A 16,170-nucleotide genomic window follows, 5' to 3' on the forward strand; every position below is an offset into this window, starting at 1 on the left:
ATCCAAGTCTCGGCCTCTCCAAAACTGAGAGTTCAAACAAGACAGCCCAAAGCGCCTCCCGAACGGCAAGCCAGTCATCTCTGGAACATCTTTCGAATTGGTGTTCAGGTTCTGCCTCGTGGCGAACAGCAATTTTACTAGAACTGATCCTGAAACTTGAAATTGCTCTCTCACTCATTGAATAAAACAGCTATTCCAGATGTTTACGGACCGGTTCTAGAGAAATGCGTTCTACACGGGCACACGTTAGAACAAACTGCTCCAAGTAGTCCGGGACCATTGTCCCGGACAACCCAAAGTGAACAACCCAAAGTGAACAACCCAAAGCGGAGGCTCCAAAGAGAACCAGCCAAAGAGACCAGTGTCCAGAACGACAGTGCCCAAAACGACAGCCATGTCATTTCTAACCGCTCACTATTCTGAACATCTTTGGGAAGGAGGCCAAATATTGGATTCAGGTCGTTCAATTTGAAATTCGAATTTCGTATCATTCCACACTGGTCCCTCAATTCTGAACAGCCCTGACAAAACTGTTAATACAGTGCAGTTGACACAATTGCCGCCGAAGCTGCTGTGATTCATTTGATTTTCAATCACAGGTTCGGGGCTTTCATAGAGGTCAGCGCCCTTTCATTATTGTCCAGTGGCCTGAATTGGACATCTTTTTTTAGTTGCGGTCGTCGAGGCTGCGTTTCGATATCTGAAAGACTCTGTTGATGTGGGAATCACTCCGGGGACACCAAGCACAAATTGAAATGTTTCGTCGTGCCATTCAGCGAAGCCGCACGGCTCATGCCTATCTGTTCGTCGGTCCGTCCGGGATCGGAAAGAAACTGTTCGCGCACAACATGGCACAAGCTCTCTTTTGTGAACGTTGTCCGGACGCCGACTTCAATGCTTGTGGAGAATGCTCATCGTGCAAACAGATCCAAGCTGGCACACATCCAGACCTGTTGACGATTGGTTGTCCAGAAGGCAAGCGCGAACTCCCCATCGAACTACTCATCGGGTCCCGAGAACAGCGTGGCAGAACCGGGTTATGTCATGAACTGGCTCTCCGTCCGATGTCCGCCTCACGGCGAATTGCCATTATCGACGATGCCGAAACCATGAACGAAGCGAGTGCGAACTCACTTCTCAAAACACTGGAAGAACCGCCACCAGGAGTCATTCTGTTTCTCATCGCTCCTGATACAGACCCCATTTTGCCAACGATTCGGTCGCGATGCCAAACTGTCCGTTTTTCGACTTTAAGTGAACAGGATATCGAAGAGCTACTGATTGAAAACGGAGACGTTCAGAACGAAGCACAGGCGAAATCAGTCAGCCAATTTGCCGAAGGAAACTTGACAACCGCACGGCAATTGTTGGACTCTGGACTGCTGCAATTGAAAGCGACTGTCGAAAACTGCCTGAAGGAATTTCCCATCAACAGTTTACGTTCAGTGAAGGCGATCAATGCGGTCTTCGAAGAAATTGGCGGCGATACGTCTCAACAAAGACAGAACATGCGCTGGGCGAACCAGTTTTGTATTGACTTCCTTCGCCGAACTCTCCGAGAAACGGCTGATCCAACAGCTTCGGATAAACTCGCGCTGATGATGGACCGCTGTTTTGAGGCCGAGCAACACTTGAAACAGACAATGTCGATTCCGTTATGCCTCGATTCATTGTTTGATGACCTCGCCAGAATCTCCAGAACACCTGTGCCAGTTTGATTCACGATTGTTGATCCGACCGTATTTCTTCACTTTGTCACTCCACTCAAAGCAAGCGATGCCGTATCATGTTGGCAGCGAGAAAACGCCATGATATTGGCATGTGCCGCCCTCTATCACTCCCATACTCCCTCACTTCACCGCAGAACGTCCATGACTCAACGGCTCATTACAGATCTTTCAAGAGATGAACTGCTTGCATGGGTTGAAGCAACCGGGAATGCCTCTTACCGCGCAGACCAGATCCGTCGTTGGACTTACGGAAAACGCGTTTCTTCGTTCGATGAGATGCACGACATCCCTGTAACGCTTAGAGCAAGTCTCGCAAAGGACTTCACTTTCTTCGCATCAAAAATTGTGCGACATCAAGTCTCTCAAGATGGCACTGAAAAACTTCTGCTGGAGATGCATGACGGTGAGAACGTCGAATGCGTCTTGATGCGAGAAGAGAAGCGGCAAACGGTTTGCGTGAGTACCCAGGTTGGATGTGCCATGGGTTGCGTCTTTTGTGCCAGTGGACTCAAGGGGCTGAAACGCGACCTGACAACCGGCGAAATCCTCGATCAAATCCTGAGACTCGATCGCCTGCTTTCAATTGAAGAGCGAATCACCAACGTGGTGATCATGGGGATGGGCGAACCGTTAGCAAACTTAAAAAACCTGATTCCCGCCCTCCTGACGCTCAACGAAAAAGGAGGCATGGGGCTTGGTGCACGCAGAATCACAGTCTCCACAGTCGGGCTTCCCGAGAAGATTCACGAACTGGGTGAAATCAATATCCCGTTCAATCTGGCTGTTTCGCTGCACGCTCCCAATAATGACTTGAGAAACGAAATCGTCCCTGTCAACAAAAACATTCACCTGGAAAGAATCTTGCAGGCTGCTGATCATTACTTCGAGAAAACGGGTCGACGGATCACTTACGAATACGTTTTGCTAGCCGGCGTCAACGATGCTGATGAACACGCCCGTGAGTTGGGAGAGTTACTCACTCATCGCAACGCTCATGTCAACCTGATTCCAATGAACGATGTTGCTCCCCTCTCTTTGACAGCTCCTTCGGCTCCGAGAACAAATCAATTCGTCGAAACGTTGAATTCCTGGAACGTGAATGCCACTGTGCGTAAACGAAAAGGAGCGGACATTGATGCCGCATGCGGCCAATTGCGACTCGAGCAAGAATCAGGCGGCAACCCCAACTTACACGCTCTCGAAATCAACTCTTAGGGCAGCTTGTACTACCGCCTGCCGGGTAGGACACGAACACCAATTCGAAAAATGCTAGAGTGCCGAGACGCGTCGGATCAAGTTCAATGGAGTATGAGACTGGATGTGGCAACTGAGTGTGCAAGGACCTGAGCCTAGACAACGTTGGAAGCAACGATTGGAAAATCGCCGCTCGTATTCGGTTGGACGCGAGCAACAATGCGATCTTCCTGTGATTTGGGAACCGCAACTTTCTCGTAAACACTTCTCTTTGAAAGTTGAGCGAGAAACAGTCACTCTTTCCGTTTCTGAAGGTGCGCAAAACCCGATCTTTCACCAAGGGGAAAAGATTCAGCCAGGAATTCATGTCGCCCCCGACAAATTTGTGGTCGGCAAGACTGCTTTCTACCTGAATAAAATATCACCAACTTCCAACTCGCCCGACGCACCATTTCAAGAGTTGACTTTTTCAAATCAAGAGTTGCAGAAAGTCGAGTTTGCTGATGCCGACCGTCGTCTGGAAGCACTCGCTCGCTTACCCGAAGTGATCAACGAGTCCGCTTCCAAAGAGGAATCCGCCTCGAAATTGATCTCAGTCATTCTTGCCGGAATTCGACACTCCGAGGCTGCAGCCGTTGTTGCGCTAGATTCAAATCGTCAAATGGACATCCACGCTTGGGAACGTCGAAACGAAACGGAAGGTGTTTTCAAACCGAGCGCTCGACTTCTGAAAGATGCGATCGACGGGAAAAGGTCGGTCCTTCATGTGTGGGAGAAAAGCAATGAAGCTGGTCAGCAATATACAATGGCAGCGGAATTTGACTGGGCGTTTTGTGTCCCAATTCAGGTTTCCGAGCGTGAGCCGTGGGGGATTTATGTTGCAGGTCGACTCGATACGCCTTTCCTGGAGGGAGGACATCTACGGCAGAATATTCAGTCCGATGTTCGATTTGCACAGCTGGTTGGCGAAGTCATCAGTTCATCGCAGCGAATGAACAGAATGGAAGGACAACTCTCTGTTCTTCGCCGATTTCTCTCACCGCCGATCCTCAGAGCTCTGGAAGATACTGGACACAACCATGAGTTGAATATTGACCTACTGAAACCTCGTGAGTGCGATGTGACCGTACTCTTCTGTGACCTGCGAGGTTTTAGTCACCGTGCAGAAGAATCGGCAGATGATTTGACGGGATTGCTAGATCGAGTCAACGCCGCATTGGAAGTGATGTCGAGCGAGATTCTCGACCACGGTGGCGTCACTGGAGACTTTCTCGGCGATGCCGTTCTCGGTTTTTGGGGTTGGCCATTCAGCTCAGAGGATGCCCCCCTGAAAGCTTGCAGAGCTGCCCTGTCGATTCGACACGAATTCACACGCATCCAACAAGAAGATGGTCATCCGCTACAAGATTTTCAAGTCGGAATTGGGATCGCTCATGGGCGTGCAGTCGCAGGTCAAATCGGAACAAGCGGCCGCATGGCAGTTACTGTATTCGGCCCTGTCGTCAACCTGGCGAGCCGACTCGAAGGGATGACGAAGAAACTCCGCGTCCCCATCGTAATGGATGAAGCGACAACAGAGATTGCCCGTGAACGACTCTCTGAAGGTGAAGGTCGCGTGAGGAAACTGGCTCGAGTTCTTCCGTACGGTCTGGAAAATATTCTCAACGTCAGCGAACTTGTCCCTCCGGCAGGAGAGGATTCCGAATTGTCGGACGAACAGATTCAGGTCTATGAGAACGGTGTCAAACAGTTCATGGACGGTGACTGGGAAGAAGCCTATCGTTTGTTACACTCAATGCCCTCAAGCGATCAGGCACAGGACTTTCTGTTGGCGATCATCACTCAAAACAACCGGCGAGCACCTCCAAATTGGCGGGGAGTCATTGAGCTTTCTAACAAGTGAAAACGACCACTTTTTTGACGACTTTCTCAACAGTCAAAAAAGCTCGCTGAGACGCTTCACACTTTCATTCATTTGTGGTTAAATCAATTTTCGACGTTCATTTCAAATTGAGTGGTCTCACTCGAACCTCATTGGTCACGGCCATCTCAGACTCATTTTCATAAAACAAATCCTCCTCGTGAGGTTGATATAATTATGATCCACTACACGTGCGATCTGTGCGGATGTCCTATTAGTTCGGAACGGTACGAAGCTAAAATTGAAGTGGCTCCTGTACACGACCCTGATGACATTTCCTCAGACGATTTGACCGCTGATCATTTGCAACTTATTGCAGATGAGATTGATGCAATGGAATCTACTGGAGAATTCGAATTGGAAGAAACAGGCACAAAAAAATTGAATCTCGATTTCTGTGAATCTTGCGCACAGCGATTTCTTAGATCACCGCTGAACCTTTCACCTGGCCCCCGAGTAAAATTCAGCAACAATTAAGAATCACGGAGAAATTTTCTCCGGTCAGTGCCACTCGCCCGGAGTTTGCCCCGTCGCTCAGATGTTGCGAGAGCAGACACGAACGTTTGAGCGGTTTTGATAAAGGTGTAGTAGTCCTGTCTCGTGGCACACAGCCAATCACCTGACAAGGCGCTCAGTTCACGGACACAAAAAACACGAAAGTGTTCTTGAGCATCTATGCGAATTTGTTTGCAGGTTTTGCCTCGTGGCGAAGAGCATTTTTACTAGAGAAATGCGTTTCTCACGGGCACACGGCAGAGCAAACTGCTCTGGAAGAGACTTCTTCTGACTGGTTTCAATCATGGCGTTGCGCGACTTAGTCAATCAGGAATTGATACAGCTCACTCAATCGGGATCGGTCCCAACGACTCTCTCAGCGACCGATTCATCCGGAATTGTCATCACATTGGAAGTCACTGCAATTGACTCCATGAGTGTAGAACTGATGGAACTCTCACTCTTTGTTCCACAGCTACAAAATGCTGCTTTTGATATTCTGAAACAGTGGTCGATCGATCTCAGCCAGAGAATCACATACCTGCTGGAGAACATCGGGCCACTTGAATTCGACCCGAATGCCGGACAGGTTCTCATACGCTCTTCTCCCCCCGGGCAACTTTCTCACGGAACTCAATTCTACGAAATCATGCTTTCCTCCTCAGGAAACGGGACATTCACTCTTCGTCGATTCAAATCGATTCAAGGGACTCCGGGGCGTGATCAAGTCGAAATGCAAATGACGATTGAAGTCCTGCTAAGACTCATTGACGACCTCCTCGACACGATTCCTTAGGCTACTCCCCCCGCAAATCTATTTGTCCCGCCGTCTACTTGTTCCGTAGTCGTTTATTGGCCCGGTTAACGACTGCGTCACTGCTCCGTCTGTGTTCAAATCGTGAATTTCGCTTTCGCCGAATCCACGAATTAAACACATGTTTGTCAGCGAGATCCTTGTGGCCCGATGCCTCTGATTTGAAACGTGGCGATCCAGTTCCGACAAGAGACTGGATCATTTCCAGCAAGGCATGCTAAATTTGACGGCCATCGACCTTATTCAAAATTGGATCATGCTCATGTTGCGTCTGTTTTTCGTTTCATCTTTGTGTTGCTTACTGATCTCAGCGACCGGGGCGGCTGAGGAGAAAATACTCGAACGCGTTTCCCCATCCGCAGTCGGCATGGATGAAGCTCGACTGGAACGAATTGATCGCGTGGTAGCGGATGGCCTGCGTCGTGAAAACATGCCGGGATGTGTCGTACTGGTGGGGCACAAAGGGAAAGTTGTCTTTGAAAAAGCGTACGGTTTCCGGCAACTGAAACCGCAACGAGTCCCAATGACACTCGATACAGTTTTTGATCTGGCCTCGCTGACGAAACCGGTTTCAACCGCGACGAGCATCATGATGCTCATCGAACAGGGCAAAATTGATGTCGATGCCCCCGCATCAAAGTACCTTCCCGAGTTCACATCGCACGGAAAAGACCAGATCACAATCAAGCAACTTCTGACACACCAGGGTGGCTTGATTCCCGACAACTCGATCAAGGACTATCAAGATGGAAGAAAGGTCGCGTTTCAAAAAATTCACGATCTTTCTCTTCGTGCTGCCCCGGGTGAAAGGTTCATGTATACCGACGTCGGTTTTATTGTTTTAGGAGAAATCGTGGAGCGGCTCAGCGGGCAAACTCAGGATGAGTTCACTCGCAAAAACATCTTTCGTCCACTTGGAATGATGGAAACGGGCTACACGCCAGCCGAAACTCTCAAGGAGCGTGCTGCCGTAACACAAGAACGAAATGAGACGTGGATGCAAGGCGAAGTTCACGATCCCCGCGCCTATGAAATGGATGGAATCGCAGGACATGCCGGGCTGTTCTCAACCGCGCAGGATCTTGCCCGATACGCTCAAATGGTCTTAAACGGCGGGACGCTTGCTGGAACGCGAATTTTGAAAGCAGAAACCATCAAAGAAATGACGCAGCCGATCGAAGTCTCAAGCGGAATTCGTTCACTCGGCTGGGATAAGCAGACTGGTTACTCATCAAACAAAGGTGACCTGCTCAGTGATCAGGCAATCGGGCATGGCGGGTTCACCGGGACCGCATTGTGGATCGACCCCGGGCAGGACCTCTTTGTCATCTTCCTAAGCAATCGCGTTCATCCAGATGGAAAGGGCTCAGTCAATTCGCTCGCTGGACGAATTGCCACGATCGCAGCCGCTGCGATTGAATAATCAGAACTGCCCTCTGCTTCCGACCTGAGCAGCCTAAGAATTTCGATCCGCTGTTTCTTCCCCGCCCATTCGCCAAAGTGGTCGAAGTCTGCCCGACCACTTGACGGCAAATCTTCCCGTAAAAAATTACTCGTGAATTACGAGAACAATTCGCGAATCGGGACACCACCATCAGTCGCGGGAACGGGGCGAGCACTGGCGTAGAGTTCTTCGTGAGGGTTCGCTCCGAGTGTGGCGAGAATAGTGGCAAACAAGTCTGGCACCGAAACCGGTCGATCAACGATATTCATCCCGAGTTCGTCTGTTGTCCCGATCGCCTGTCCGGTTTTCAGTCCCCCTCCGCCGAGCATCACAGTGAACGCTTTCGCATGGTGTCCACGTCCTCCCAAACTATCGAAGCTGGATGGACGACCAAATTCAGAAGCGATGACCAGTAGAGTTTTGTCCAGCAATTTTTTCTCTTCAAGGTCTTCAATGAGTGCAGAGAAAGCATGATCCAGACTTTGAATGAGCAAGTGCTGTTTCTTCTGCCCTTCGCGATGTGTATCCCAGCCCGTCCCGTTGACAAAATTCAAATTGAATGAGACTTCTACGAATCGCGTTCCACGTTCGAGGAGCCTTCTGGCAAGTAAGCATCGCTGACCGAACTCATCGCCATACTGTTCACGAAGATCGGCTGGTTCGTTTTCTAAATCAAAGGTGCTCATGAACTCAGGTCCAGAGAGCCGAAAGCCCTGCTCCATCGCTGCAAGATAATTCTTGATGATCGTTTCGTCTGCATGTTTGGCAGCATACTGAGAACGCATCTTCTCCAGCATTTGCAAGCGGCGTTTCTGCCGCTCGTCGGTCACTCGATTCGGGCGTGTGAGCCCCTTCGGACCGGATTTCGTTTCAGTCAGATAAATATATCCATGCTCCGCCCCCAGAAAACCAGGTTCCCGCGCAGGCGAGGGATTGCCCATCAGCACGTAACTGGGGACAAGGTCGTTGATCGGACCACGCATTTTCGAAACAAGTGATCCGAGGGATGGATAGACGACTGTTCCGCTTGTCGGTCTACCGGTATGCATGCGGTAGGCCGCGGCGGCGTGCTCATCGATGACATCATGATGCACCGTTCTTACTGGCGCACAACGATCCATCAGCGATGCCGTTTTAGGCATATGCTCACAGATTTGAACTCCAGAAATCGCGGTGTCGATTGCCGGGTAGGCAGAGCCGGGATCTTTGAGTCCGTCCTTGGAAACACGCTTCGGATCGAAGGTGTCAACTTGACTCGATCCCCCACCGAGCCAGATCATGATGCAGTGCTCAGCTTTTCCGCGGACCTCTTTAGTCGATTCATCAGCTTGCAAAGTACGAATGGAATTCGCTGCAGCGAACGTCGAAATCCCGGCTGCACTCGACTTCAGAACATCTCTTCGATTTATGAACATGCATGAATTCCCACAACAACAATTTGATCTACGAGAGCGGTTTTAATAAAGGTGTCGCAGTCCTGTCTCGTGGCACACAGCCAATCACCTGACAAGACGCTCAATTCGCGGACACAATATAGACGAAAGTGTTCATAGAACTGATTCGAACGCTGATCTGGCACTGAGGAATCACTCAGTCCAGATGTCCGCAGACAGTTCCTCATCATCTATGATTGTCTGTCGACCGTTACAGATCAAGGTCTGTCGATTTACAGTGCCGATTTCAGTTGGTTTTCAATTTTAGAAGTATCATAAACGCATCCCCCCCAAGTTCCTCCGCTGATCTGCTGCAAAAGTGCCCACAAGCGGGTCTCTGCAGAAAGGTCAGGATCGGCAGTCAAGTCATTTCTGCGTTCTCTAGCTTCCAGAATTTCAGCCCCCTTCTCTGATGTGACTCGATTTTCCGGGGTTCCGACAAAATTGATTGTCCCGGTTAACTTTAGGCAGTCGATCTCAATTTCGATCAAGTCTCCATCTTGAAGCTTCGCAATAGGACCATTTGCTAACGCCTCCGGCCCGACATGACCAATACAGGCACCTGTTGAAACACCGGAAAATCTCGCATCTGTAACGACAGCGACTTCCTTCCCCCAAGGCAGAAACTTTAAAGCGGAAGTGATTTGGTATGTCTCTTCCATTCCCGAGCCCAGAGGACCGCGACACATTAAAACCAAGACGTCACCCGCCTGAACCTCACGGTCTCCAATACCTTTGACAGCTTTGATCGCTTCTTTTTCAGATGTAAAAACTTTCGCCGGACCGACTTTTCGGTAAACACCATCTTCGTCAACAACGCTCGGATCGATAGCTGTGCTTTTGATGACAGAGCCCTCAGGAGCGATATTTCCTACGGGAAAAGTTACGGTACTCGTCAAACCTTTCTCTTTTGCTCGTGATGGAGGAAGAATCACATCGTCGGGATCAATTCCGTCTTTCTCCTTGAGCAAGTCTCGGAAGCGTTCTCTTCGCTCAGATGCTTTCCACCAGTCGAGGACTTCATTCAGTGACAATCCGGCGGGCGTCCGTGCGTCGAGTTTCAAAAGGCCTAACTCGCGCAGATGCAGCATCACTTCGGGAACACCGCCCGCAAGAAACACGCGAACAGTCGGGTGACCGATCGGTCCATTCGGAAGAACGTCCACAATTCTTGGAGTCGCTCGGTTAATTCGGTTCCAGTCTTCAACATCGGGACGCCGGATTCCTGCTTCAAATGCAACTGCGGGAATATGCAAAAGCAGATTTGTCGATCCACCAAAGGCAGCATGAACGACCATCGCATTGTGAATGGCATCTTCGGTGAGAATGTCTTGCATCGTCGTCCCGTCTGCAATCATCTGTACCAAAGCTTGAGCAGACCGAGTCGCTGCATCCGTCCAAACAGGTTGGCCAGATGGAGCCAAAGCAGTGTGTGGCAAACTCAACCCCATGGCTTCTGCGACGACCTGAGACGTTGCAGCCGTCCCCAGAAATTGGCAGCCTCCCCCAGCGGACCCACAGGCTCGACACCCTGCTTCGGCAGCTTCATGGAGATCAATCTCACCATGTGCAAAGCGAGCTCCGATTGTCTGGACTTTCCCAGCATCTTCTCCGACAGTCGGGGGAAGCGTGACGCCTCCTGGGATGATGATACAGGGTAAGCGATGTTGAGAGGCCAAGGCCATCATGGCTGCAGGAAGCCCTTTATCACATGTTGCCACACCAACAACCCCCTTGCGGGTCGGCAACGAACGAATGAGTCTTTTCATGACGACAGCGGCATCGTTGCGATACGCCAAACTGTCCATCATCGCCGTCGTTCCTTGAGATCGACCATCGCACGGATCAGAAACATAGGCCGCGAACGGCAGGCATTTGTTTTCGTCCAAGACTTTCGCAGCTTCCTGCATCAGAAGTCCGACCTCCCAGTGTCCAGTGTGATACCCCAAGGCAATCGGGTGGCCATCTTCAGCGCGAATCCCCCCCATCGTGCTCAATATCAAAACCTGATCTCTAAGAAGATCGTTAGGGTCCCACCCCATCCCCGCGTTTTGAGTCATCCCGAACAAGTCGCCGCTCGGAGAGTTCAGAAGCATTTTTTCATCGAGAGGCAATTCCCCCTTTGGCCCGTCACCATGCGTTCTGATTTCGTAGAGATCGGATCGATTTCCTTCAAGCAGGGTTTTTGAAGACAGCGTCATTCTCTTCTTTCTCTGTTATAAGTCGAAAGCTTGTTGAACGTTTGAAGAACTGGTCCTGTAACTTGAAATTGCTCTCTCAAACATTGAGACAAGCGGCTATTCCAGAAGTTTTCGGACTGGTTCTATTCATCGGGATAAAGCACATGATGCTGAACCGACATCGTCTCTATATCAACGATTGCCAACTGATGCGGATTCGCACGATGCAACGCCCCCGGATTGAGAACAAGCGTGTTGCCCTCCAGGTGCGATTCTGCGAGATGAGTATGTCCATAACAGACAAGATCATACTTGCCTGACGAGATTGTCTTATCGAATTTCGTGCGATTGTCACTATGCAGGAATGCAATCTTTCTCCCTTCCAGTTCGATCTCACCGAACCGATCATGACATGTCAAACCGGCATCGCGAATGGCATGTCGCAAAAGTGCTTCTTCATGATCGACGTTTCCAAACACAAAATGTGTCGGCCATTCCGTGAACTCATGAACAATGGTCGGCGATCCAATGTCGCCACAATGAATCACGGCTTCAACTTGATGTTCTCGAAGAATCTCGGCCGCCCTGGAAGCATTATCAAGATTACTATGCGTATCGCTAATCACGCCAATTTGCATTTTCCCAATTTCACTAAAAGTTTAAAAGATAGAGTTCAAAAGTTGGTTCTCTGGACAATATTGATCAGCAACCAGATCACGAAGGACGCTTCCCCCGGAGACTCAATCTGACTTAACAATCAGTCATTTCAACTGTTGCGGAGAGTGTTTTTTTGAATTGGTCTTCTGGTTCAGCTACGTAATGAACAGCCATTTGACTGTTGAAAAGCCTCTATCAGAGGCGCGCGGTACAGTAACCTGCTTCGATTCGTGATTCTTCTCCAAACGATGAGGCTCCAATCTCCCGCGAAATTTCACGAGCTCAAAGAGCTGTTGACGACTGACAATTTTCGTCGGTCTCCGTATGATACCGAGATCATCCTCCAACGTCTTCTCATTCAGGATTTCTCGATGAACCTTCGTCCCGTTATCGCTGTGATCAGTTGCCTCTCTCTTTCGGTCTCCAGTTTGGCTTTCGCTGCCGAGAAGCCAAAACCGTCCAAAGTTCTCTTTGTCACTCAAAGCAAAGGGTTTGTTCACGGCTCGGTCAAACGGAAAGAATCACTGGCGCCCGCGGAAATTGCGGTCACCCAACTTGGCGAGCAAACTGGCTTGTTTGAAGTCCATTGTACGCAAGATTGTGAAGCCGATTTCACAAAAGAAAACTTACAGAACTACGACATCGTCGCTTTCTACACGAGTGGCGACTTGCCGATCTCCAAAGAGAACATGGACTATTTTTTCAATGATTGGTTGAAGCAAAAAGGTCACGGCGTTCTCGGATTTCATTCTGCAGCCGACACCTTTCGAGAAGAAAAATTATACTGGGACATGATCGGCGGAACCTTCATCAGCCATCCCTGGACTGCACGAACACAGGTGACGCTCACAAACCACGAGCTCGAAAATCCGCTCGTCTCTCCTTTTGGAGCCAACCACACGCAGCTGGAAGAAATTTACATGTACCGCCACTGGCAACCTGAAAAAGTGCGAGTGTTACTGAGCCTCAACTATGCAAAGAGCCCGACAAAGAATCCCGTTCCAACGGAATTTGGATACCATGTCCCTGTTTGCTGGATTAAAAATTACGGCGAAGGAAAAGTCTACTTCAACAATCTGGGGCACAGAGAAGAGACATGGACTCAGCAACCGTATCTTGACTCCATCGCAAATGCTGTGAGATGGATGCGCGGAGAAATTGAAATTGACGCCACACCGAATCCAGAAGTCTCCGCAGCTCAAGAGAAGAAAGCTCAAGCAGATTTTGAAGCTGGGAACTTCAAAAAGAAATAACCTGAACTCCCTTTCATCAACTGGTGTCGACCGGGTTACGACATTTCCAAACTGAAATTTGTCAGCCGCTCGACACCGGAATCTGTCACAACGTAATTCTGCTCCAGCCGAATCCCGGCTCGTAAAGCTTCGGTGTAAAGCCCCGGCTCGGCTGTGAAGCAGTCCCCCTCTTCAAAATAGTCATCCCAATTTGGATTCAAATGCGGTGCCTCGTGCGGGAACAGCCCGAACCCGTGACCGAGATGGTGGAAGAAAGCATCCTCCTGAAATTCATCAAGCATCTGCTGGGCGCGTTCAAAGAGAGCTCGACAGGAAACACCAGGCTTTACCGTCTCCTCGACCATGTTGAGAACATTCACAATTGCTTCCCAGGCTTGATGCTGAATGTCGGTCGGTTGTCGATTGACTGCGATAGTCCTGCAGTTGTCCGCATAGTACCCGCGGTATGCTGGACCGAGATCAAGAATGAATAACTCTCCATCAGCCGCGATTCTTTCCCGCGGAGCACCGCCAGGAGAGTTGCACTGATAGTCATTCCCCAACGCAGTCAACGGCTCTCCAGCTTCGATCACAGCAGCGGCGTGCAACTGATTAAAGACTTCGAGTTCAGAAATCCCGGGCTGAATGATTTCTCTCGCTTTGGCATACATCGCCTCGGTACAGGAAATCGCCTTTCGGATCATCTCCAATTCGTCGGTATCTTTTCGCCTGCGAAGTTTCCAGAGATCGGCATCAAGATCTGTGAAATTGGGATTTGAACCGCTCAAGTTCCGAATCATCAAATTTCCGCCAGCAGTCGCTTCAAGACCAACATGATGTTTTGCCTCAGATCCGACTGCCTCGAATAACACTTTCAGCGCGACCGCGAGTTGTTCCTGACGTAATGTTGAATGCCACTGAGCTGCAAAAGTTACACATTCATCAACGGCCGCTTCTTCAGGAATTTGATTCGGTGCTGCCAGTGTACAATTCCCGTCGAGTTCCAGGCATAATGCCGCCTGCATCAATCGATGGGTCCGGACACCGGTCAGATACTGGATGTTTTCCCGAGAGGTGATGATCGCTCGATCAAGAGAATGCTGCTCCAGGACTTTTTTGAGACGCAATTGTCGCTCACGACAAAGTTCAGGTGAGAGCGCGGGAGAGTGTTGAGTCATGTTGTGATTTGTGCTGAATTAACAAAAGGGTTTGAGGTTGAATTGTGAGATTCCATCGGCATCGTTGCAAGGACGGTGTGCAACATCGATGAAGATGTGAAGTAACCAGGTTGGACACCGATGTCGGCTCAGTTGAAATCGGTCACCTTCGAAGAGTAGCCTCACACGTGATTGATTTGGTTTGAGAAGAAGTTTCTGAATTATGGCAGTTGAGTACCACTATCGACTGAACGGAGAGATTCATGGGCCGATCACTTTTCGTGAATTAGTGATGCACGTCCGTGAAGAAAATCTGTCGACCGACGATCTCGTCAAAGCGGACTGGGATTCCCAGTGGATTCCGGCAGCAGCTGTTGTCGGATTGTTTCACTTGGCCGGTCGGGACGACGTTCTGGCAATTTGGGAAGCTGAACAACAAGAAAGGCAAGCATCAATTGCCGTTGTTGGAACGAACGAAGACCCTACACAAGCAGCGTCCCCCGAAGTTGGGCGATTTCCTCGGATCCCGGGCAGTCTGGATCGATCTCAAATCCTGAACACCTTCGAGGACGATCGAGACGATTTTGATCTCACTCGCGAAATTGCGAACGTTGCTGCCGAGGCACTGAATGAGCGATCTTTCAAACCAAAGTCGCTGAGGAGAAAAATCGCAGATGCTTCTCGTTCACTCTTTTCTACTGCTGTACTTTATCGATGGTTTCGATTTGGCTCAGCGATCGTATCCGCAAATCTCGCAGGCATTTTGATCGTGAACTGGTCAATTGCGAACATGCAGCGATTTCCCAAACCGGGACAAAGTCAAACTTTTCCCCACGAATTCCCCTTTTGGGGTGAATGCACTCCGATACTGTTCATCACGCTCTTGGTTGATACCATGCTCCTGACTGGTTTTCTGGGATACTGGGCTGCTCGAGGAGTGGAACTTATCCTCGACGATTAGAGCATCTTTCGAATTGGTTTGCAGGATCTGCCTCGTGGCGAACAGCAATTTCACTAGAGAAATGCGTTCTTCACGGGCACACGGTAGAGTAAACTGCTCTAGGCCATGTTCAATGATGTCTCACAAAAGCAGGATGCGAACACTCATTCGAATAATGTGATAGAGCAGGAGCAGACTGTTGGAATTGATTCCCGTACTTGATCTGATGAGGCATCAAGTTGTTCGTGGTATTGCTGGAAACCGAAAAGAATACCAGGCGAATCAGAGTTGCCTTGTTGAAGGCTCAGATCCAGTCGAAACCGCTCTCGCATTCAAAAAACATTTCAACGTCAAAACCCTTTACATCGCTGACCTCGATGCATTGACCGGACATGGGAAATCAACCGCAGAGATTTCCTCGCTCAGCAAAACTGGGCACAATCTCATCGTCGATGCAGGCGCTGTTACTCCGCAGGCTGCAGTCGACCTCCTGAAATGTGGAGCGAATCAAGTCGTCGTTCCACTCGAAGCGTTGCCCAATATGAAAGCCCTGTCAACTGTCCTGAGCGAGATCGGACCACTGCAAACAGTTTTCAGTCTGGACTTAAAAAACGGAAAACCGCTTGAAAAGAGAGACCAATCTCGACCGCCGCTTGAGATTGTCAACGAAGCGATTGCAATCGGCGTTCAGAAAATGATTGTCCTCGACATTGCAGGTGTGGGAACTTCGCGAGGGATTTCGACCGTGGAACTCTGCCAACAAATTCGAAGTGCTTACCCAGACGTCGAAATTATCTCAGGCGGAGGCGTTCGTTCACTCTCAGATCTGACTCCGCTGACCGAATGTCATGTCAACGGAGTTCTCATTGCTTCAGCCCTGCACGATGGGCAAATCACACCCGCGCAGTGGATGCAATTTCAACAACGCAAATAATGCGATCAACATCGGCACCACACCGGCAGTCTGGACCAA

12 protein-coding genes are annotated in these 16,170 nt (G+C 49.8%); 8 read left to right on the forward strand and 4 right to left on the reverse strand.

Translation table 11 applies throughout. The features are described 5' to 3' along the window. Positions 1-716: 716 nt before the first annotated feature. From holB to Mal48_RS11995, 5 genes are all read left to right on the forward strand, one after another. Positions 717-1,718, forward strand: a complete 1,002-nt coding sequence (holB, locus tag Mal48_RS11975; protein ID WP_145199491.1) for a DNA polymerase III subunit delta' — start codon at positions 717-719, stop codon at positions 1,716-1,718. A gap of 153 nt (positions 1,719-1,871) precedes the next feature. Then, a complete protein-coding gene (gene rlmN, locus Mal48_RS11980) occupies positions 1,872-2,945 on the forward strand; it encodes a 23S rRNA (adenine(2503)-C(2))-methyltransferase RlmN (RefSeq protein WP_231739491.1) in 1,074 nt (357 codons plus the stop codon). A gap of 103 nt (positions 2,946-3,048) precedes the next feature. Beyond that, positions 3,049-4,827, forward strand: a complete 1,779-nt coding sequence (locus Mal48_RS11985) for an adenylate/guanylate cyclase domain-containing protein (RefSeq protein ID WP_145199498.1) — start codon at positions 3,049-3,051, stop codon at positions 4,825-4,827. An 817-nt stretch (positions 4,828-5,644) separates the two neighbouring features. Beyond that, positions 5,645-6,136: a hypothetical protein gene (locus tag Mal48_RS11990; RefSeq protein ID WP_145199501.1), complete on the forward strand. Its 492-nt coding sequence runs from the start codon at positions 5,645-5,647 to the stop codon at positions 6,134-6,136. 280 nt (positions 6,137-6,416) lie between these two features. Further along, complete coding sequence (locus Mal48_RS11995; protein WP_231739493.1) at positions 6,417-7,577, forward strand: serine hydrolase domain-containing protein; 1,161 nt, start codon at positions 6,417-6,419, stop codon at positions 7,575-7,577. A 137-nt stretch (positions 7,578-7,714) separates the two neighbouring features. Here Mal48_RS11995 and Mal48_RS12000 read toward each other — a convergent pair whose 3' ends face one another. The 3 genes from Mal48_RS12000 to Mal48_RS12010 all read right to left on the reverse strand — a co-directional run bounded on the left by Mal48_RS12000 (position 7,715) and on the right by Mal48_RS12010 (position 11,849). Next, a complete protein-coding gene (locus tag Mal48_RS12000) occupies positions 7,715-9,013 on the reverse strand; it encodes a DUF1501 domain-containing protein (RefSeq protein ID WP_145199505.1) in 1,299 nt (432 codons plus the stop codon). Positions 9,014-9,264: 251 nt separating this feature from the next. Further along, positions 9,265-11,232, reverse strand: coding sequence for a YjhG/YagF family D-xylonate dehydratase (locus Mal48_RS12005; protein WP_145199508.1), 1,968 nt, complete (start codon positions 11,230-11,232; stop codon positions 9,265-9,267). A gap of 122 nt (positions 11,233-11,354) precedes the next feature. After that, positions 11,355-11,849, reverse strand: a complete 495-nt coding sequence (locus Mal48_RS12010) for a YfcE family phosphodiesterase (RefSeq protein ID WP_145199511.1) — start codon at positions 11,847-11,849, stop codon at positions 11,355-11,357. 390 nt (positions 11,850-12,239) lie between these two features. On the opposite strand from Mal48_RS12010, the gene Mal48_RS12015 reads away from it, so the two are divergent. Next, entirely contained in the window at positions 12,240-13,121 is an 882-nt protein-coding gene (locus tag Mal48_RS12015) for a ThuA domain-containing protein (protein WP_145199514.1), read from the forward strand. Between the two features lie 35 nt (positions 13,122-13,156). Here the strand turns inward: Mal48_RS12015 and Mal48_RS12020 are convergent, their stop codons facing one another. Beyond that, on the reverse strand, positions 13,157-14,278 hold the full coding sequence (locus Mal48_RS12020; protein ID WP_145199517.1) for a M24 family metallopeptidase: 1,122 nt from the start codon (positions 14,276-14,278) through the stop codon (positions 13,157-13,159). A gap of 202 nt (positions 14,279-14,480) precedes the next feature. On the opposite strand from Mal48_RS12020, the gene Mal48_RS12025 reads away from it, so the two are divergent. Further along, positions 14,481-15,218: a DUF4339 domain-containing protein gene (locus Mal48_RS12025; RefSeq protein ID WP_145199520.1), complete on the forward strand. Its 738-nt coding sequence runs from the start codon at positions 14,481-14,483 to the stop codon at positions 15,216-15,218. A 178-nt stretch (positions 15,219-15,396) separates the two neighbouring features. Next, a complete protein-coding gene (locus tag Mal48_RS12030; RefSeq protein WP_145199523.1) occupies positions 15,397-16,131 on the forward strand; it encodes a HisA/HisF-related TIM barrel protein in 735 nt (244 codons plus the stop codon). The last annotated feature ends 39 nt before the right edge of the window (positions 16,132-16,170 follow it).

It is taken from the genome of Thalassoglobus polymorphus (assembly GCF_007744255.1).
Taxonomy (GTDB): Bacteria; Planctomycetota; Planctomycetia; order Planctomycetales; family Planctomycetaceae; genus Thalassoglobus; species Thalassoglobus polymorphus.

Excerpts from the sequence above, each read along its gene's own strand:
- Mal48_RS11995 (WP_231739493.1), top strand. The coding sequence starts at position 6,417 with ATGTTGCGTCTGTTTTTCGTTTCATCTTTGTGTTGCTTACTGATCTCA.
- Mal48_RS12015 (WP_145199514.1), top strand. The coding sequence starts at position 12,240 with ATGAACCTTCGTCCCGTTATCGCTGTGATCAGTTGCCTCTCTCTTTCG.
- Mal48_RS12000 (WP_145199505.1), bottom strand. The coding sequence starts at position 9,013 with ATGTTCATAAATCGAAGAGATGTTCTGAAGTCGAGTGCAGCCGGGATT.
- Mal48_RS12020 (WP_145199517.1), bottom strand. The coding sequence starts at position 14,278 with ATGACTCAACACTCTCCCGCGCTCTCACCTGAACTTTGTCGTGAGCGA.
- Mal48_RS12025 (WP_145199520.1), top strand. The coding sequence starts at position 14,481 with ATGGCAGTTGAGTACCACTATCGACTGAACGGAGAGATTCATGGGCCG.
- Mal48_RS11990 (WP_145199501.1), top strand. The coding sequence starts at position 5,645 with ATGGCGTTGCGCGACTTAGTCAATCAGGAATTGATACAGCTCACTCAA.
- rlmN (WP_231739491.1), top strand. The coding sequence starts at position 1,872 with ATGACTCAACGGCTCATTACAGATCTTTCAAGAGATGAACTGCTTGCA.
- Mal48_RS11985 (WP_145199498.1), top strand. The coding sequence starts at position 3,049 with ATGTGGCAACTGAGTGTGCAAGGACCTGAGCCTAGACAACGTTGGAAG.
- Mal48_RS12010 (WP_145199511.1), bottom strand. The coding sequence starts at position 11,849 with ATGCAAATTGGCGTGATTAGCGATACGCATAGTAATCTTGATAATGCT.
- holB (WP_145199491.1), top strand. The coding sequence starts at position 717 with ATGTGGGAATCACTCCGGGGACACCAAGCACAAATTGAAATGTTTCGT.
- Mal48_RS12005 (WP_145199508.1), bottom strand. The coding sequence starts at position 11,232 with ATGACGCTGTCTTCAAAAACCCTGCTTGAAGGAAATCGATCCGATCTC.